Here is a 17,359-nt window from a genome sequence, read left to right on the forward strand (position 1 = left end):
GGCTTAGAACGCGTGCAGCGCCACCACGATCGCCACGCCCAGCCCGATCAGGAACACCTGCGGCACCGTCTCCTTCAGCGTCGCCCGGCGCTGCATCTGCGGCATCAGGTCGCTCACCGCGATATAGATGAAGCCCGACGACGCGAACACCAGCACGTAGGGAATCAGGCCGCTGGCCTGGTCCAGCGTGAAGTAGCCCAGCAGGCCGCCCGCCACCGCCAGCAGGCTGCACAGCAGGTTGAACACATAGGCGCGCAGGCGCGAGAAGCCGGCGTTGAGCAGGACGATGAAGTCGCCGATCTCCTGCGGGATCTCGTGGGCGACGATGGCCAGCGCGGTCACGATGCCCACTTCCGGGTCGGCCAGGAAGGCCGCCGCGATCAGGATGCCGTCGGTGAAGTTGTGCATGCCGTCGCCGAGCAGGATCATCCAGCCCGACTTGCCGGCTTCGCGCGCGTCATGGCCGTGGGCGTGGTGGTGTCCGTCACCCTCGTGGAGGTGCGAATGGCGCAGCAACGCCACCTTTTCCAGCAAGAAGAAGGCCAGCAGGCCCGCCAGCAGGGTGGCGAACAGGCTCTTGATGTCGGCGCCCGATTCGAAGGCTTCGGGCAGCGCGTGCAGCAGCGACGTCGCCAGCATGATGCCGACCGACAGGCTGACCATCTTTTCGACCACTTTCGACAGCAGGGCGAACGAGAAAAGCGCAGCCCCGGAAATGCTGACGACGCCGGCGATCACGGTCGCCAGCAGGATGGAACTCAGGGTCGGGTCGAAAAGCGGGTCGATTTGAAAGCCTCTTGTTCTGTTCTTGCGACGATCCGCAAACCGGACATTGTACCGCTCCCGGCCCGCGGTCGTCCAAGAGCCCGTCCAAAGCGACAGGCGTCAGGCCACGCCGTGCTTGCGGAACCAGGCCAGCGCGCGGTTCCAGCCGTCCTTGGCGTCGGCCTCGTTGTAGTTCGGGCGGTAGTCGGCGTGGAAGGCGTGGTCGGCGTCCGGATACACGTGGATCGTCGAGCGGCTGTTGCCCTTGTCGAGGGCGGCCTGCATGCGCTTGACCGTATCGAGCGGGATGCCGTTGTCCTTGCCGCCGTACAGGCCCAGCACCGGCACCTTGAGGTTCTGGGCGACGTCGATCGGGTGCTTCGGGGTCATCGGCGTCGCCTCGCCCACCAGCCGGCCATACCAGGCCACGCCGGCCTTGACGTCGAGGTTGTGCGCCGCATACAGCCAGGTGATGCGGCCGCCCCAGCAGAAACCGGTGATCCCCAGCTTGGTGGTGTCGCCGCCGCGCTGCTTGGCCCAGGCCACCACGGTGTCGAGGTCGGACATGACCTGCGCGTCCGGCGTCTTCGAAACGATGTTCTTGATCAGTTCTGCGGTATTGGGCGCCTTGGTCGCATCGCCCTGGCGCACGAACAGGTCGGGCGCGATCGCCATATAACCCTGTTTGGCGAAGCGACGCGCCACGTCCTTGATGTGTTCATGCACGCCGAAGATCTCGGACACCACCAGAATCACCGGGACGTTGGTCTTGCCGCGCGGCTGGGCGCGGTAAACGGGCACATCCTGGCCCTCGATGACGAGGATGCTGTCGGCCGCGTCGAGGCCTTCGGCATCGGTCTGGATCTGGGTTTGCGCGACCACCGGCAGCGCGGCCGCGGCGAAACCGGTGCCGACCGCCGCCTTCAAGAAGTCGCGCCGCTTCACGCCGTCGTCATAGGCGCTGGCGCCCAGCAGGCTGTGGGCATCGTTGACGAGATCTTTCATGGACATCCCTTTCTGAACAGTGTTGGACAGGCTTGCCAGTTTAGCATCGCTGATGGGGCTTGCACGCGCCGCACGGATGAGCATTTGTGCAGGCAGCTCGCTCAAGGCCAATGGCGACAACGTACCGTTGCATACGGCCGCTTCCCGGCCGACGAGACCATGGACGTGCTCGAGTTGAACATCGACGGTAAATTCACGCTGCTCGGGCGCCGCCACGAGCTGGTATTCGGCTGGGGCCAGGCCGACCGCGAAACCATTTTGCCGCGCATCACGCTCGGCGCGGTGCCCGCCGGATATGGCGCGACGCAGAACCGCGCACCGCATCGGCCACGCTGCGCGCCATCTTCTGCGCCGGCAGCGGCCGGTTCATGCCTGATCGTCAGGCCCACCTTCGGCGGCACGGATGCGCTCGCCGAATGAACGTTGTTCGAGGGCGGAGATGGCGTCGTCCAGCGCCTGCGACAGGGAGTAAGGTAGTTGCGCATCGAGGCTATCCGCCGCGGCCGCCGTCGCTTGCCAGCAGTGCCGGATGCGCGGCGCCATGGCGCGGCCGGCGTCGGACAACCGGACCATTTTCTGGCGGCCATCGTGCTCACCCACGCAGGCACTGAGCAAACCCTGCTTGACCATCAGGCCCACGGTCTGGGTGGCTGCCGGCTGGGTGATCCCGGCGCTGGCGGCGATCTCGCCAATCGTCATCGGCTCGCGCTCGATCAGCGCGCGCATCACCGGCGTGAAGCGCGGCCGGTAATCCAGCCCCGCATCGAGGTATGACTGCTCAACCGCGCCATCGAGCAGTTCGAGAAGGTGGCGCAACTGTGTGCCCAGCCCGCGCTTCATGCTGGCGCTTTCACGGCGCCTGGACGCGCCACCAGATGGCCGGCGCGCATCGCGCGCCGCAGCAGCCACAGGCTCGCCACGCCAAACAAGACCAGGGTGATGACCGATCCCTCGATGCCGTAGGCGCCGCCCGTGATCCACTGCGGGCCGCTCAGTTCGCCCTGTAGCAAGCCGCGCCCTGGATTGCCCGAGTTCGGCAGCGACAGAATGCCGGCCGGGATCAGATTCCAGGCGAAATGCATCCCGATCGGCAACCACAGGCGACGCGTCGCCAGGTAGGCGGCAGTGAACAGCACACCGGCCAGCGCGGTATTGATCACCGCCAGTACGGTGACGTCATGGTTCGGAACATGGGCCAGTGCGAAAAAAACCGCTGACAACAGCATTGCCCACCAAGTGCCAAGGGACCGCTCCGGTATCCGGAACAGCACCCCACGGAACAGCACTTCCTCAATCGTGGCGACGAAGATCATCTCGGTCACGGTCTTGGCCAGCCGGTCCCAGCCCCCGGTACCCAGGAAATGATAGTCGCCGATCGCTGCCGCCAGTCCAAGCGCGGCCAGGAACAGCAAGGTACCGATCAGAGCGCCGGCCAGCGCCTCGCGCGGCCACCCGGCGCCGGCCAGTTCGGCAGGGAAACGGCGCTCGATCCGCCGCACGTAGAGGAAGTAGCCAGACAGCCCCAGCAGCGCCGCCAGCAGCGGCGGCCAGTGCATGCGCAGACTCTTGTCGGCGATCTGGGCAGCCGGTACCAACACCAGTGCGACCGGGACGCATACGGCGAGCGACGCCAGCAAGGTGCGTACGAAGGCGAAACGGCTTAGTCCGGCGCGGTCGGGAGCTTCCGACGGTGTCGAGATGGCTTTTATCGTGGCGCTGCGCATATTGGCTCCAGTGGTTAATCGAAATGAACCGTCGAGGCAATTATATAATCACTTATATAAATACGCATATTTTTTACAAAAACTTTTACCGGGCTTGGCGCCGGCACGGCCATAGACTCACAGTCCATCAAAACCGATCAGGATCGACATGCACAGCTTAGCCGACCATTTGAAGCAACTGCAATCGCCCCTGCCCACAGACGGCCCCGGCTTCAGCGCTGCGCTGCTGCTGGAAGGGGAAAGCGTGTTCGAGCTTCACCACGGCATGGCGTCGCTCGCACTGAAAGTGCCCTTGTCGGCCGAATCGGCCTATTACCTGGCCTCGGAGTTCAAGCAGTTCACCGCCGCCTGCGTGATGTCGCTGGTGCGCGCAGGCGTCATCGGGCTCGATGACGACGTCTGCGCTCACCTGCCGGAGCTGGCGAAGTTCGAACAGCCTTTCCCGCTGCGCAGCCTGCTCAATCACGGCAGCGGTATACCGGACTATTTCCAGTTCCTCGAATGCCAGCTGTCGCGGCACGAGGCGGACTATTTCAACAACCGGATGATCCTGGCACTGATCGCGCGCCTCGACACGGTCGTCTTTCCCACCTCGACTAGCTACCGCTACAGCAACAGCAACTAGATCCTGCTCGCCGCCCTGGTCGAACGCCTGGGCGGCATGTCGCTCGGCCGCTACGCAAGAGAGAAGCGGTTCGATCCGCTCGGCATGCAAGGCATTGCGTTCGACGAAGACCGCTTCAGCATCATCGAGCATCGGGTATTCAGCTGCGTGGCGGATGTCACGCGTCCTTTCGGTGTCAGGCAACACCTGGGCAATACCAACACCGTCGGCGATGGCGGCGTCTACGCCAGCATCCCCAGCCTGCTGCGCTGGGAGAGGGAGTGGCATCGCCAGTGGGACGATCCATCGAGCCTGCTGCACGCCATGCTGCAGCCATCGCCGCTACTGAATGGATCGGCGCCCAGTTACCGCTTCGGGCTGGAAGTGATCCAGCACGCAGGACATGACATCGTGTTCCACAGCGGCGGCCTGTGGGGGTTCGACACGTTGATCATGAGGATTCCGGCGCGCCGCATGTCGGTCATCCAGTTGGCGAATTGCGAGGCGGCGCAGTCCGATATCGAAAGAATCGTAGCCGCTGCCCTGGATTGAAGGCGAACTTGGCACGCGACGCCGTTCGGGTAACACGACAGTAGGGTGGGCGGGACGCGTGGACGGCATAGCCGACTGCGCGTCCCGGTCCACCCTTCCCATCACCGCTTAGTGCGCTTCTTCCCAGTTCTTGCCCACGCCAGTCTCGGCCAACAGCGGCACATTCAACTTGGCCACGCCCGCCATCAGCTCCGGCAGCTTGACCCGCACCAGTTCCAGCTCGCCTTCCGGCACTTCGAGCACCAGTTCATCATGCACCTGCATGATCATGCGCGTGCCCAGCCCATCGCTTTCAATCCAGTTTTGCACCGCGATCATCGCCATTTTGATCAGGTCGGCCGCCGTGCCCTGCATCGGCGCATTGATCGCCGCGCGTTCGGCGCCGGCGCGGCGCGGGCCGTTCGGCGAATTGATCTCGGGCAGCCACAGGCGGCGGCCGAACACGGTCTCGACGTAGCCGCGCGCCTTCGCTTCCAGGCGCGTGTTGTCCATATACTGCTTCACGCCCGAGAAGCGCGCGAAATAGCGCTCGATATAGTTGGCGGCCGCGGCGCGTTCGATGCCCAGGTTGCCGGCCAGGCCGAAAGCGCTCATGCCATAGATCAGGCCGAAGTTGATCACCTTGGCGTAGCGGCGCTGCTCACTTTGCACGTCGGCCGGCGGGATGCCGAAGATCTCGGCGGCGGTGGCGCGGTGGATGTCCTCGCCGTCGGCGAAAGCCTTGAGCATCGCCGCGTCGCCCGAGATGTGGGCCATGATGCGCAGCTCGATCTGCGAATAGTCGGCCGAGACGATCACGTGGCCGGGGGCGGCGATGAAGGCTTCGCGGATGCGGCGGCCTTCGGCATTACGCACCGGGATGTTCTGCAGGTTCGGCTCGTTCGACGACAGGCGGCCGGTAATCGCCACCGCCTGCGCGTAATTCGTGTGCACGCGGCCAGTGTTCGGGTTGACCATCTTCGGCAGCTTGTCGGTATAGGTCGACTTGAGCTTGGACATGCCGCGGTGCTCGAGCAGGATCTTCGGCAGCGGATAATCCTCGGCCAGCTTCTGCAGCACCTCTTCGTCGGTCGACGGCGCGCCGGTGGCGGTCTTCTTGATCACCGGCAGGCCGAGCTTGCCGAAGAAGATCTCGCCGATCTGTTTCGGCGAACCCAGGTTGAACGGGCCGCCCGCCGCCTCATAGGCCTGCTGTTCCAGCTCCATCATGCGCTTGCCCAGTTCGCCCGACTGCACATCGAGCAGCGCGCTGTCGATCAGCACGCCGTTGCGCTCGATCTTGTGCAGCACTTCCATGGTCGGCATCTCGATCTCGCGGTAGATATAGGCGAGACCCTTGTCCTTCTGCACTTCCGGCAGCATGCTCTGATGCAGGCGCAGGGTGATGTCCGAATCCTCGCCGGCATACTCGGTGGCGCGCGCCAGCTCGACCTGGTCGAAGCAGATCTGCTTGGCGCCCTTGCCGCACACGTCCACGTAGGGAATCGTGGTGTAGCCCAGGTGGCGCATCGCCATCGTGTCCATATCGTGCGGCTTGTGCGACTCGAACACGTACGATTGCAGCAGCGTGTCGTGCGCGATGCCTTTCAGGGTCACGCCATGGTTGGCGAAGATGTGCATATCGTACTTGAGGTTCTGGCCCACCTTCGGCTTGGCCGGATTTTCCAGCCAGCCGCGCATCTTTTCCAGCACGTGCTCGCGCGACAGCTGGTCCGGCGCGCCGGCGTAGCGGTGCGCTACGGGGATGTAGGCGCCCTTGCCCACCTCGACCGACAACGAGATGCCGACCATCTCGGCCGTCATCGGGTCGAGCGAGGTGGTTTCGGTGTCCACCGAGGTCAGCTCCGCAGCGTCGACCAGCGCCAGCCATTTATCCAGCTGCTCGTCGGTGAGGATGGTTTCGTACTCGCCCTTGATGACCGGCATGCCGGCCAGGGTCGCCGCGCCTTCCGGCGAATTGAGCGGCCCGCCGCCCGGCGCGCTGCCGGCGGCCGGACGCACGCTGCCATCGGTCGCCTTGGCGCCGCCCAGGTCGCGCAGCATGGTCTTGAAACCATAACGCTGGAAAAAGTCGCGCAACGCCTCGGCGTCTTCCGGACGGCCGACCAGCGTTTCCTCGAACGAAATCACGTGCTTGACCAGGTCGCAGTCGGTCTTGACGGTGATCAGTTCGCGCCCCTTCGGCAGCCACTCCAGCGCCGCCTGCAGGTTGGCGCCGACGGCGCCCCCGATGCTGGCCGCGTTCTCGATCACGCCATCGAGCGAGCCGTGCAGGGTCAGCCATTTGACGGCCGTCTTGGGGCCGCACTTGGCCACGCCCGGCACGTTGTCGACGGTGTCGCCGACCAGGGTCAGGTAGTCGATGATGCGGTTTGGCGGCACGCCGAACTTGGCCAGCACGCCCGCTTCGTCCATGCGCTCGTTGGTCATGGTATTGATCAGCATGACCTTGTCGTTGACCAATTGAGCCAGGTCCTTGTCGCCGGTCGAGACCACGGTCTTCATGCCGCGCGCCGTCGCCTGCACCGCCAGGGTGCCGATCACGTCATCGGCTTCGACCCCATCGACCATCAGGATCGGCCAGCCCATGTAGCGTACCACTTCGTGGATCGGTTCGATCTGCTTGCCCAGGTCTTCCGGCATCGAGGCGCGCGTGGCCTTGTATTCCGGATACAGGTCGTCGCGGAAGGTCTTGCCCTTGGCGTCGAACACGCAGGCGATGTAGGCGGCCGGGAAGTCGGCGCGCAGGCGGCGCAACATATTGACCATGCCGTGCATGGCGCCGGTCGGGAAGCCGTCCGGGCTGCGCAGGTCGGGCAGCGCGTGGTAGGCGCGATAAAGATAACTGGAACCGTCAACGAGCAGCAGGGTATTGTCCATAGGGGGTGTAATTCAGCATTCGGCAGGCAGCGCCGTCGGTGGCGCCAGGGTAACCCTCATTATCGCAGAATCCGCATGGCCAGCCGCGTCTGTGCCTTGATGCCATTTCCCGGCTGCAAACAAGGGGTTTTGGCACACTTTTCACAGGGAAGCGGCGCCCTTTGCTACAATGGACTAAACGACATTAGGTGACCATCATGCTGCGCTCGACTCCCCGCTTTGCCCTCCTGACGCTTTGCCTGCTCGCCGGCTCGGTAGCGGCCCAGCAGTCGGCGTTGCCCCCGACGCAATCGACGCCGACCCCACCGCAGAACCAGCAGCGCCCCAGCGATGCGCCGCCCCAGCTCGAACGCATCGAGCCGGGCAGCGACACGCCGGCGACCACGATTCCGCCGCGCCAGCGCACCAAGATCACCGAGCGCCGCAGCAACGACGGCACGGTCACCCAGGTCGAGGTAGAAAGCGGCCCGAGCCGCTACACCATGAAGCCTAACGTTGCACCAGGTAACGCCCAACCCGGCGATGCCACTGCCAACAACATCCGTGCCCCACAATGGACGGTGATGGAATTCGACTTTGGCAATCCCAAGAAGCAGGACACAGCCGATCAGCCGGTCGCGCCGGCACCCGCGCGTCCGGGCGTGCCCGCCCGCGCCGACGTGCCGCCGCCGCCCGCGCTGGAGCCGACCACCAAACAATGATCCCGTCAGCCGCGGCGCCCGTGTCGCGGCGGCGGATTCTCACCTTCTCTTTTGTTAGCACATGGCAGTATTTACCGCGGTCTCGCTGGATGACCTTCACCAGTGGATTAAGCAGTACCCGCTCGGCCAGGCCGTCGGGCTCGAAGGCATTTCCTCCGGCATTGATAACAGCAATTTTTTCTTGAATACCGCGCATGGTCCACGGTCTGGCCAGTATGTGCTGACGATCTTCGAGAACCTGCGCTTCGACCAGCTCCCCTTCTATGTCAAGCTGATGGCCCACCTGGCCGAGCGCGGCATTCCGGTGCCGGCGCCGGTGCCGAACACGGACGGCGAACTTGTGGTGCCATTGCACGGCAAGCCGGCGATCATCGTCAGCCGCCTGCAGGGCAGTTCCCAGCTCGACCCGCAACCGGTGCACTGCGCCGAAGTGGGCCGCATGCTGGCGCGCATGCACCTGGCGGCCCAGGATTTCGCCCTGCATCAGCCCAATCTGCGTGGCCTGGACTGGTGGGTGGAAACCGCGCCGGTCGTCCTACCCTACTTGAGTGAAGCCGAAGCCGCGCTGCTGCGCAGCGAAGTGGTCTACCAGAGCGAATTCGCCGCCGGCGCCACCTATGCGCGGCTGGCGCGCGGGCCGGTGCACGCCGACCTGTTCCGTAATAACGTGATGTTCGAGGGCGAGCGCCTGAGCGGCTGCTTCGACTTCTATTTTGCCGGCGTCGACACCTGGCTGTACGACATCGCCGTGACCGTCAACGACTGGTGCGTCGACCTGGCAACTGGCGTTCTTGACGCACCCCGGGTGCGTGCGCTGCTGGACGCCTACCACGAGGTGCGGCCATTCACCGACGACGAACGGGCCGCCTGGCAGCCGATGCTGCGCGCCGGCGCGCTTCGCTTCTGGCTGTCGCGCCTGTATGATCTGCATCTTCCCCGTGCGGCCGAGCTGTTGACGCCGCACGATCCGACCCATTTCGAACGCATCCTGCGCGAGCGCATCGCTTGCCCGGCGCCGAATTTGCCCTAAATGAACAATTTGCCTGCTATCACCGGCTGGATCTGGCTCAAACGCGGCGCCAGCCTGTTCCGTCAACAACCCGCGGCCCTCACCACGCTGCTGTTCGCCAACATCCTCATCAGCATCCTGATCAGCGCCGTGCCGCTGCTGGGGCCGATGGTGGCGGTCGTGCTGATTCCCTCGTTCTCGATGGCCTTCATGATGGGTTGCTCGATGATCGAGAGCGGCCAGCGCGTCACGCCCGCGGTGCTGCTGACGGGATTCCGCAAGCCGGTATTCCGCGAGTTGTGCAAGGTCGGCGTGGTCTATCTGGGCGTGTCGCTGGTGCTGGCGCTGATCACGCGTTTCGCCGTCGATGCGACGTTCTGGGAGCAGGTCCGGGCCCAGGGCACGACCGGCACCCCGGCCGTGCTGGCCGGATCGGACGTGATGGCGATGTTCCTGATCTTCGCGGTCGACGTCGCGGCGCTGATCTCGCTGTGCTTCGCCGCCCCGCTCACCTACTGGCAAAAGATGCCGCCGTTCAAGGCCGTGTTCTACAGCTTCTTTGCCGTGAAACGCAGCGCCGGCGTGTTCCTGGTGCTGCTGCTGGCCTGGTTCGCGATCTTCTTCGCGGTGTGCATGGTGATCGCCATGCTGCTGGGCGGGAACAATCTCGCGCGGGTGGTGATCATGTGGGTGATCTTCCTGTTCATCCTGCTGCTGCAGTGCGCGATGTATGCGGGGTATCGGGAGATTTTCGGCAAGCCCGAGGCGGCGCCGGCCGACAAGGTCAGCCTCGAGAAATGATGGATTGATGCGGGGTTGGCGCCTATGCCGCCAACCCGCGTGGTTCAGCGGCCGATCTTCTCGAGCTTCGCGATCGACAGGTCCAGCACCTTCATCCCGGCCGAGCCGAAATTGATCTGGGCCCGCGCCGCGCCGGCGCCGCCTTCGATATTGACGATCACGCCTTCGCCGAACTTGGCGTGCGAGACCGACTCGCCCACGCGCCAGCCGGTGCCGCGGCCGTTATCCGACTTCGACTTTTGCGTGATCTGCTGCGCGATCTTGTTGTCGCTGCCGCCGTCGCGGAACTTGGCGTCGTCCCAGGCCGTCGTCTGCTTGCGCCCGCCGAACCAGGCGGTCTGCACGCGCGGCGACAGCCACTTGAGCGCTTCTTCCGGCAGCTCGTCGAAGAAGCGCGACTTCATGTTGAAGCGCGTCTGGCCGTGCAGCATGCGCTGCTGGGTAAAGCTCATGTACAGTCGGCGGCGCGCGCGCGTGATCGCCACGTACATCAGGCGCCGTTCTTCGTCCACGCCTTCTGCCTCGCGCGCGCTGCTCTCGTGCGGGAACAGGCCTTCTTCGAGGCCGGTGATGAATACCGCATCGAATTCGAGGCCCTTGGCCGAGTGCACCGTCATCAGCTGCAAGGCCTCTTGCCCGGCCTGGGCCTGGGCGTCGCCCGCCTCGAGCGAGGCATGCGACAGGAAGGCGGACAAGGGCGACATCACGGTCGGCAGCGGCGCGCCGCCGTCGATGACCTCGATGCCGTCCTGGTACACCACCGCCTCGCCGGCCTGGGCCTGGGATGGCGGGCCGAGGTGAGCGGGCGCGCCGATGCCGAAGCCTTCTTCTTGCACGAACTGGGTGGCCGCGTTGACCATCTGCTCCAGGTTCTCGATGCGGTCCGCCCCTTCCTTCTCGTTGGCGTAATGCGTGAGCAAGGTGCTGCGCTCGAGCACCACGCGCACCAGCTCGGGCAGCGGCAATTGCTGGGTCTCGAAACGCGCGCCTTCGATCAGTTTCACGAACGCGCCCAGCGACGTGCCGGCCTTGCCGGTCATGTAGGGCACGGCGGCGTACAGCGAAATGCCATGGCTGTCGGCCGCCATCTGCAGTTGCTCGATCGAGCGCGCGCCGATGCCGCGGGTGGGGAAGTTCACCACGCGCAGGAAAGCCGAATCGTTGTGCGGATTGTCCATCAGCTGCAGGTAGGCGATGGCGTGCTTGACCTCGGCGCGCTGGAAGTAACGCAGGCCGCCATACACGGTGTAAGGCAGGCCGGCCGCGAACAGCGCGTGCTCGATCACGCGGCTTTGCGCATTGCTGCGGTACAGGATCGCGATCTCGTTGCGCGGCATGCCCTCGTTCATGAGGCTTTTCGCCTCTTCGATGATCCACTGCGCTTCTTCGAGGTCGGACGAGGCCTCGTACACGCGCACCGGCTCGCCCTGGCCCGCATCCGTGCGCAGGTTCTTGCCCAGGCGCTTGGTGTTGTTGGCGATCAGGTAGTTGGCGCTGTCGAGGATGTGACCATGCGAGCGGTAGTTCTGCTCCAGCTTGATCAGGTTTTTCACCTGATAGTCGCGCTCGAAGGCCGACATATTACCGACGTTGGCGCCGCGGAAGGCATAGATGCTCTGGTCGTCGTCGCCCACGGCGAAGATGGCGCCGCCGCCGGTCTCTCCCTGCCCCGCCAGCAATTTCAGCAAGTTGTATTGCAGATCATTGGTATCCTGGAACTCATCGACCAGGATGTGGCGGAAACGCATCTGGTAGTGATGGCGCAGCGGGCCATTGCGCGCCAGCAGCTCGTAAGAACGCAGCAGCAGCTCGGCGAAATCGACCACGCCCTCGCGCTGGCACTGTTGATCGTACAACTCGTACAACTCGACCATGCGGCGCTCGATCGGATCGTAGGCCTCGACTTGCGAGGCGCGCAGGCCCTGGTCCTTGGCATTGTTGATGAAGTACATCAGGTTCTTGGCCGGGTACTTCTCGTCGTCGACGTTGTGCGCCTTGAGCATGCGCTTGATGAGCGACAGCTGGTCTTGCGAGTCGAGGATCTGGAAAGTCTGCGGCAGCGCGGCGTCGCGGTAGTGCGTGCGCAGCAGGCGGTTGCACAGGCCGTGGAAGGTGCCGATCCACATGCCGCGTGTATTGATTGGCAACATCGCCGACAGACGGGTCAGCATCTCCTTCGCCGCCTTGTTCGTGAACGTCACCGCCATGATGCCGGCGGGCGACACCTGGTTGGTCTGGATCAGCCAGGCGATGCGCGTGGTCAGCACGCGCGTCTTGCCGGAACCGGCGCCAGCAAGGATCAGCGCGCTCTGCGATGGCAGAGTGACGGCGGCCAATTGTTCGGGATTAAGGTTGTGAAGAAGGGTCTGCATCCGGCCATTATACCGCCGCGATTTACTGTATGCCCATCCAGTTTCATTGCATCGGCCTCATCCCGACGCCGCTCGGTCAAACCCGCCTGATCAGCATGGCCACATTGAACTCGTCGTCGGCGCGCACCACGACGCGCTGGCCGACCACGGCAGTGCGTATCGGTGCGGCCAGGACATCGTCGCCACTGGTCAGCCTGGCCAGTACACGCAGGTTGTCGTCGTGGCCCACACGAACGATGGTGAATTCCAGGTTCCATGGCGTTTCGCCATGCACGCCGCTCAGCTTGATGCGCTCGGCATTCTGCGCGACCACGACCGGCTTGCTGACCTCGCCGAACATGTCCAGCTTGAGCGCCACCTCGAATCCCGTATGGTGATTGGTGTGACCGATCCCGGCCGGCGGCCAGGGACGCGCTTGCGCGGCGGAGCTGACCATTCCTGCGAATGCGGCAACAGGCAGGGCGAGGCAAAGCTGGCGGCGCTTGCGGTTGGACGATGGGACGCTCATGGCGGGTACTTTCCGGGAAGTCACGATGATTCCATGCTCGCACCTTCCTGCACGGATGACAATGCGGTCCGCATGAAATCAGCCTTCCGACCGCGTTTTCTGGTACTGCGGCAAGCCGTCCTGCAATTTCAGCCAGCCCAGCCGGCTGCGCACGTAGGTGTGGTCGGCCGGCGGCACCTGTTCCGGGTCGTCCAGGCTGGCGGTGGCGAGGTCGATCTCGTCGGGCCAGCGCTCGTCGTGCCAGGTGAGCGTGGTGCCGCAGGAAGGACAGAAACTGCGCAGCGCATATTCGCTGGAGCGGAAGCGTTGCGGTGCGCTGGCGGTCCAGTGCAGGCTCGTTATCCTGACGCTGAACCAGGCGAAGGCCGGGGCGCCGGAAGCCTTGCGGCAATCCGTGCAGTGGCACAGCGTGCTGTTGAAAGGTTCGCCGCGCGCCTCATAGCGCACCGCCCCGCAGAAGCATCCACCTTGCAAGCTCATCCGATTCTCTCCTCGATGCAACATCGTCGATTTCACACAGGAAACCACATTAACATCGCGCAACTTCTTTGAAGCGACATGCCAGCCGCGCGCCCCTCCCTTGTCTTTTCGCTTATTTTAATGACAGATTCGCGACAAGGTCGCGAGCCCCGTTCGCATGTGCATTCATTCGAGCCCCGGCGCGACGCGCCAGGGCGAAACCTAAGGAGAACACTATGTTGGGTCGTGTAGTTACCGTGGCCGCACTGGCCGTCGGCGGCGCAATGCTGTCGAAGAAACTCAAGCAGAACCGTGGCTTTGGCGCCAGCTCGTCGATCGTCGAAACGATCGAAGTCAACGTGCCTGTCCGTACCGCCTACAATCAGTTCACCCAGTTCGAAGACTTCCCGCAATTCATGAAGAGCGTGAAGGAGATTCGCCAGCTGGACGACAAGCACCTGCACTGGAAGGCCAACGTGGCCGGCGAAGACAAGGAATGGGATGCCGAGATCACCGAGCAAATCCCGGACAACCGCATCGCCTGGCGCAGCGTCACCGGCGTCAAGAACGGCGGCGTGGTCACCTTCCACAAGATCTCGGACACCGTCACCCGCATTGCGCTGCAGATGGACTACGAGCCGGAAGGCCCGCTGGAAACCCTGGGCGACGCCCTGGGCGCGGTGCGCATGGAAGCGCGCTCGAACCTGTCCAACTTCAAGGAATTGCTGGAAAAACGCGGCAGCGAGACCGGTGGCTGGCGCGGGAAGATCGAGCAGCATTGATCGACCAATGAGGCAGGGGCGGCGGCCTGGCCGCCGCCCCTGCCTCATCACGGCCGACGGCTATTGACCGCCTTCGTCGTCGCCGGCAACTCCACCCTCTGCACCGGCGTCGCCTGCGCCGCAATGAACCCCTCCAGCGCCCGCGACAGGTCGTCGACCACCCCGCTGCCATACGCCGCCTCGATCAATGCGTACTGCTGCTCGATCAGCGGCGCGATCTCGTCGATCAGCTTGTCCCCCTTCGGCGCCAGCCGCACCCAGATGCGGCGCTGGTCGGCCGCCACGCGCTGGCGCTCGACCAGACCCAGTTCTTCCATGCGCGACAGCACGCCGGTCATGCTCGGACTCAGGATCTGGCACAGGTCGCACATCTCGCGCGGCTCCAGCTGTTCGTGCTCGTCCAGCACGCGCAGAATCCGCCATTGCTGTTCGGTCACGCCGAAGTGGTTGAGGATGGGACGAAAATGCGACATCAACGATTCGCGCGCTTTCAGGAAAAGCTGGGGCAGGTTGCGGTGAGTGATACGGCGGGCCAATGCGTGCTCCGAGTTATTAAATGGTCTACATCAAAAAGATAGCGTGAGAACAAGCACTTGACCTACTAAGATATTAGTGATTAACTGCGAATATATTAGTGAGTTTCCTTGACTCCGTCTATTTTTTGCGAATGCGGTCGGTACCGTGATTATCCGAGAGCGCCCTTCCGGGCTCAAGCTGTTCCTCCTGTTGCGCGGTTCGGTCCTGCCCCGCATCCTGCCCACCCTGCTGGTCAATATTGCGGTGGCCACCCTGGTCACCTGGTCGCACGGCGACCTGTGGGACCTCAAGATCACCCTCACCACGATCCCGTTCACGCTGATCGGGCTGCCGATCGCGATCTTCCTTGGCTTTCGCAACAACTCGGCCTATGACCGCTTCTGGGAAGGCCGCAAGCTGTGGGGCGAACTGGTGCTGCGCTGCCGTAACCTGGCGCGCCAGACGACCAGCCTGATCGACGATCCACGGCCTGCACTTGTAAGTAATGGCTTGCAGGATACACGGGTTCGGCTCATCTACCGCGCGATTGCCTTCGTCCACGCGCTGCGCGACCACCTGCGCGACCAGCCCGGCTCGCCCTACCTCGCCACCTTCCTGCTGCCGGACGAATACGACGACATGGCGCGCGCCCACAACAAGCCGGACAGCCTGATGCGCCACATGGGCGCCGACCTGCAGCGCTGCATCAAGGAGGGACGCATCGAAGGCTGCCTGGCGGCCAATATCGACAACACCCTCTCAAGCCTGACCGCCGCCGCCGCATCCTGCGAGCGCATCAAGAACACGCCCATCCCCTTTTCGTACACGCTGCTGCTGCACCGCACCGCCTACATCTACTGCTTCCTGCTGCCCTTCGGCCTGGTCGACTCGATCGGCTTCATGACGCCATTCGTGGTCGCCATCGTGGCCTACACCTTCTTCGGGCTGGACGCGCTGGGCGACGAGCTCGAAGAGCCGTTCGGCATCGAACCCAACGACCTGCCGCTGGACGCCATGTGCCGCGCCATCGAGATCGACCTGCGCAATGCGCTGCGCGACGAACACGTGCCGCCGCCGCTGCAGCCGGTCGACTACTGCCTCACCTGATACCGCATAAAGAAAAGCAAAGCCACACCAAGTCCGAACCTGAGGAGAAGTCATGCATCACGATCACCACCTTGCCCACGACCGCGTCCGCCTGCCGCAGCTGCGCGAGCGCATCACCAGCGCTGAACGCGCCGCCGAATGGATCCAGGACGGCATGACCGTCGGCACCAGCGGCTTCACCCGCGCCGGCGACGCCAAGGCGGTGCCGCTGGCGCTGGCCGAACGCGCGCGCAGCGCGCCGCTGGCGATCACCCTGATCACCGGCGCCTCGCTGGGCGGCGAGACCGACGCGGCGCTGACCCAGGCCGGCGCGCTGGCGCGCCGCATGCCGTTCCAGACCGATCCCACCTTGCGCGCCGCGATCAACCGCGGCGAGGTCATGTTCACCGACCAGCACCTGTCCGAGACCGTCGAACTGCTGCGCACGCGGCAGCTCGCGCCGGTGGACGTCGCCATCATCGAGGCGATCGCGATCACTGAGACGGGCGCCATCATCCCGACCACCTCGGTCGGCAACAGCGCCAGCTTCGCAATCCTGGCCGACAAGGTGATCGTCGAGATCAACCTCTCCCAGTCGCCGGCGCTCGAAGGCCTGCACGACATCTTCATCCCAAAACACCGCCCGCAGCGCGAGCCGATGCCGCTCATGAACGTCAGCGACCGCATCGGCGCCACCGCGATCGCCATCCCGCCCGAGAAGATCGTGGCCATCGTCATGACCGAGAAGCACGACAGCGCTTCCACCATCCAGCCGCCTGACGACGACACCGCCGCCATCGCCGGCCACCTGACCGATTTCTTCAACGCCGAAATCGCCGCCGGTCGCCTGACCGAGCGGCTGATGCCGATCCAGGCCGGCATCGGCACCATCGCCAACGCCGTGCTGGCCGGCCTGATCGACGGTCCGTTCAAGGGCCTGACCATGTACTCCGAGGTGCTGCAGGATTCGACCTTCGACCTGTTCGACGCCGGCAAGCTCGATTTCGCCTCGGGTTCGTCGATCACCCTGTCGGACCACAAAGGGCGGCAGGTGTTCGCCGAGCTGGAAAAGTACAGGGACCGCCTGGTCCTGCGTCCGCAGGAGGTGAGCAACCATCCGGAAGTCATCCGCCGCCTGGGGCTCATCGCCATCAACACGGCGCTCGAGTTCGACATCTACGGCAACATCAACTCGACCCATGTGGGCGGCACCCACATGATGAACGGCATCGGCGGCTCGGGCGACTTCGCGCGCAACGCCTATCTATCGGTGTTCGCGACCAAGTCGACCGCCAAGGGCGGCAAGATCTCGAGCATCGTGCCGATGGTCTCGCACGTCGACCACACCGAGCATGACGTCGACATCGTGGTGACCGAAGTCGGCCTGGCCGACCTGCGCGGCCTGGCCCCGCGCGAACGCGCCCAGCGCATCATCGATCACTGCGTGGTCGAACCGTACCGGCAGATCCTGCGCGACTACGTCGAGGAAGCGAACGGGCGCGGCGGCCACACGCCGCACGTGCTGGAGAAGGCGTATTCGTGGCACGTGCGCTACCGCGAGACGGGATCGATGCTGCCGGTTCCGGATTAACCGC

At 64.4% G+C, this 17,359-nt stretch carries 16 protein-coding genes and 1 pseudogene; 8 read left to right on the forward strand and 9 right to left on the reverse strand.

Annotation, left to right across the window (positions count from 1 at the left end):
- Nucleotides 1–3: 3 nt before the first annotated feature.
- The gene (locus tag DIR46_RS09525) at nucleotides 4–738 is read right to left on the reverse strand and encodes a ZIP family metal transporter (RefSeq protein WP_109345030.1); all 735 of its coding nucleotides are present in this window, start codon (nucleotides 736–738) and stop codon (nucleotides 4–6) included.
- Between the two features lie 147 nt (nucleotides 739–885).
- The gene (locus DIR46_RS09530; protein WP_109345031.1) at nucleotides 886–1,770 is read right to left on the reverse strand and encodes a dienelactone hydrolase family protein; all 885 of its coding nucleotides are present in this window, start codon (nucleotides 1,768–1,770) and stop codon (nucleotides 886–888) included.
- 159 nt (nucleotides 1,771–1,929) lie between these two features.
- Here DIR46_RS09530 and DIR46_RS09535 point away from each other — a divergent pair, with 159 nt between their 5' ends.
- Nucleotides 1,930–2,190 carry a hypothetical protein gene (locus tag DIR46_RS09535; RefSeq protein WP_109345032.1) on the forward strand — a complete coding sequence of 87 codons (261 nt, stop codon included), beginning with the start codon at nucleotides 1,930–1,932 and terminating at the stop codon, nucleotides 2,188–2,190.
- Here the strand turns inward: DIR46_RS09535 and DIR46_RS09540 are convergent.
- Both DIR46_RS09540 and DIR46_RS09545 read right to left on the reverse strand, forming a co-directional pair.
- Nucleotides 2,137–2,610: a MarR family winged helix-turn-helix transcriptional regulator gene (locus DIR46_RS09540; RefSeq protein WP_109345033.1), complete on the reverse strand. Its 474-nt coding sequence runs from the start codon at nucleotides 2,608–2,610 to the stop codon at nucleotides 2,137–2,139. The genes DIR46_RS09535 and DIR46_RS09540 overlap by 54 nt on opposite strands.
- The gene (locus DIR46_RS09545; protein WP_109345034.1) at nucleotides 2,607–3,494 is read right to left on the reverse strand and encodes a CPBP family intramembrane glutamic endopeptidase; all 888 of its coding nucleotides are present in this window, start codon (nucleotides 3,492–3,494) and stop codon (nucleotides 2,607–2,609) included. The genes DIR46_RS09540 and DIR46_RS09545 overlap by 4 nt, the downstream gene beginning before the upstream one ends.
- A 148-nt stretch (nucleotides 3,495–3,642) precedes the next feature.
- Here DIR46_RS09545 and DIR46_RS09550 point away from each other — a divergent pair.
- Nucleotides 3,643–4,650 (forward strand): annotated as a pseudogene (locus DIR46_RS09550) (serine hydrolase domain-containing protein).
- A gap of 108 nt (nucleotides 4,651–4,758) precedes the next feature.
- On the opposite strand, the gene polA reads toward DIR46_RS09550, so the two are convergent.
- Complete coding sequence (gene polA / locus DIR46_RS09555) at nucleotides 4,759–7,530, reverse strand: DNA polymerase I (RefSeq protein ID WP_109345035.1); 2,772 nt, start codon at nucleotides 7,528–7,530, stop codon at nucleotides 4,759–4,761.
- A gap of 197 nt (nucleotides 7,531–7,727) precedes the next feature.
- On the opposite strand from polA, the gene DIR46_RS09560 reads away from it, so the two are divergent.
- The 3 genes from DIR46_RS09560 to DIR46_RS09570 all read left to right on the forward strand — a co-directional run bounded on the left by DIR46_RS09560 (nucleotide 7,728) and on the right by DIR46_RS09570 (nucleotide 10,041).
- Nucleotides 7,728–8,231 (forward strand): dihydrolipoyllysine-residue succinyltransferase component of 2-oxoglutarate dehydrogenase complex, encoded by a 504-nt coding sequence (locus DIR46_RS09560; RefSeq protein ID WP_109347973.1) that lies wholly within the window; start codon nucleotides 7,728–7,730, stop codon nucleotides 8,229–8,231.
- Nucleotides 8,232–8,292: 61 nt separating this feature from the next.
- Nucleotides 8,293–9,261, forward strand: coding sequence for a homoserine kinase (locus DIR46_RS09565; RefSeq protein ID WP_109345036.1), 969 nt, complete (start codon nucleotides 8,293–8,295; stop codon nucleotides 9,259–9,261).
- Nucleotides 9,262–10,041, forward strand: coding sequence for a BPSS1780 family membrane protein (locus DIR46_RS09570; protein ID WP_109345037.1), 780 nt, complete (start codon nucleotides 9,262–9,264; stop codon nucleotides 10,039–10,041).
- A gap of 44 nt (nucleotides 10,042–10,085) precedes the next feature.
- Here the strand turns inward: DIR46_RS09570 and DIR46_RS09575 are convergent, their stop codons facing one another.
- The 3 genes from DIR46_RS09575 to DIR46_RS09585 all read right to left on the reverse strand — a co-directional run bounded on the left by DIR46_RS09575 (nucleotide 10,086) and on the right by DIR46_RS09585 (nucleotide 13,401).
- Entirely contained in the window at nucleotides 10,086–12,413 is a 2,328-nt protein-coding gene (locus DIR46_RS09575) for a UvrD-helicase domain-containing protein (RefSeq protein WP_109345038.1), read from the reverse strand.
- 76 nt (nucleotides 12,414–12,489) lie between these two features.
- A complete protein-coding gene (locus DIR46_RS09580; RefSeq protein ID WP_109345039.1) occupies nucleotides 12,490–12,921 on the reverse strand; it encodes a hypothetical protein in 432 nt (143 codons plus the stop codon).
- Between the two features lie 78 nt (nucleotides 12,922–12,999).
- Nucleotides 13,000–13,401: a GFA family protein gene (locus DIR46_RS09585; RefSeq protein WP_109345040.1), complete on the reverse strand. Its 402-nt coding sequence runs from the start codon at nucleotides 13,399–13,401 to the stop codon at nucleotides 13,000–13,002.
- Nucleotides 13,402–13,616: 215 nt separating this feature from the next.
- Between DIR46_RS09585 and DIR46_RS09590 the strand changes: the two genes are divergently transcribed.
- Nucleotides 13,617–14,162 (forward strand): SRPBCC family protein, encoded by a 546-nt coding sequence (locus tag DIR46_RS09590; protein WP_205289102.1) that lies wholly within the window; start codon nucleotides 13,617–13,619, stop codon nucleotides 14,160–14,162.
- Between the two features lie 47 nt (nucleotides 14,163–14,209).
- On the opposite strand, the gene hpaR is transcribed toward DIR46_RS09590, so the two are convergent.
- Nucleotides 14,210–14,698 carry a homoprotocatechuate degradation operon regulator HpaR gene (gene hpaR / locus DIR46_RS09595; RefSeq protein WP_109345041.1) on the reverse strand — a complete coding sequence of 163 codons (489 nt, stop codon included), beginning with the start codon at nucleotides 14,696–14,698 and terminating at the stop codon, nucleotides 14,210–14,212.
- A gap of 145 nt (nucleotides 14,699–14,843) precedes the next feature.
- Here hpaR and DIR46_RS09600 point away from each other — a divergent pair, with 145 nt between their 5' ends.
- Both DIR46_RS09600 and scpC read left to right on the forward strand, forming a co-directional pair.
- On the forward strand, nucleotides 14,844–15,785 hold the full coding sequence (locus tag DIR46_RS09600; RefSeq protein WP_109345042.1) for a bestrophin family protein: 942 nt from the start codon (nucleotides 14,844–14,846) through the stop codon (nucleotides 15,783–15,785).
- A 52-nt stretch (nucleotides 15,786–15,837) separates the two neighbouring features.
- On the forward strand, nucleotides 15,838–17,355 hold the full coding sequence (gene scpC, locus DIR46_RS09605; RefSeq protein ID WP_109345043.1) for a succinyl-CoA:acetate CoA-transferase ScpC: 1,518 nt from the start codon (nucleotides 15,838–15,840) through the stop codon (nucleotides 17,353–17,355).
- Nucleotides 17,356–17,359 lie beyond the last annotated feature (4 nt).

Source organism: Massilia oculi (assembly GCF_003143515.1).
GTDB lineage: Bacteria > Pseudomonadota > Gammaproteobacteria > Burkholderiales > Burkholderiaceae_D > Telluria > Telluria oculi.

Bases quoted from the DNA above. Each gene is read 5' to 3' on its own strand.
- DIR46_RS09530 (WP_109345031.1), bottom strand. From the start codon at position 1,770: ATGAAAGATCTCGTCAACGATGCCCACAGCCTGCTGGGCGCCAGCGCC.
- DIR46_RS09535 (WP_109345032.1), top strand. From the start codon at position 1,930: ATGGACGTGCTCGAGTTGAACATCGACGGTAAATTCACGCTGCTCGGG.
- DIR46_RS09540 (WP_109345033.1), bottom strand. From the start codon at position 2,610: ATGAAGCGCGGGCTGGGCACACAGTTGCGCCACCTTCTCGAACTGCTC.
- DIR46_RS09545 (WP_109345034.1), bottom strand. From the start codon at position 3,494: ATGCGCAGCGCCACGATAAAAGCCATCTCGACACCGTCGGAAGCTCCC.
- polA (WP_109345035.1), bottom strand. From the start codon at position 7,530: ATGGACAATACCCTGCTGCTCGTTGACGGTTCCAGTTATCTTTATCGC.
- DIR46_RS09560 (WP_109347973.1), top strand. From the start codon at position 7,728: ATGCTGCGCTCGACTCCCCGCTTTGCCCTCCTGACGCTTTGCCTGCTC.
- DIR46_RS09565 (WP_109345036.1), top strand. From the start codon at position 8,293: ATGGCAGTATTTACCGCGGTCTCGCTGGATGACCTTCACCAGTGGATT.
- DIR46_RS09570 (WP_109345037.1), top strand. From the start codon at position 9,262: ATGAACAATTTGCCTGCTATCACCGGCTGGATCTGGCTCAAACGCGGC.
- DIR46_RS09575 (WP_109345038.1), bottom strand. From the start codon at position 12,413: ATGCAGACCCTTCTTCACAACCTTAATCCCGAACAATTGGCCGCCGTC.
- DIR46_RS09580 (WP_109345039.1), bottom strand. From the start codon at position 12,921: ATGAGCGTCCCATCGTCCAACCGCAAGCGCCGCCAGCTTTGCCTCGCC.
- DIR46_RS09585 (WP_109345040.1), bottom strand. From the start codon at position 13,401: ATGAGCTTGCAAGGTGGATGCTTCTGCGGGGCGGTGCGCTATGAGGCG.
- DIR46_RS09590 (WP_205289102.1), top strand. From the start codon at position 13,617: ATGTTGGGTCGTGTAGTTACCGTGGCCGCACTGGCCGTCGGCGGCGCA.
- scpC (WP_109345043.1), top strand. From the start codon at position 15,838: ATGCATCACGATCACCACCTTGCCCACGACCGCGTCCGCCTGCCGCAG.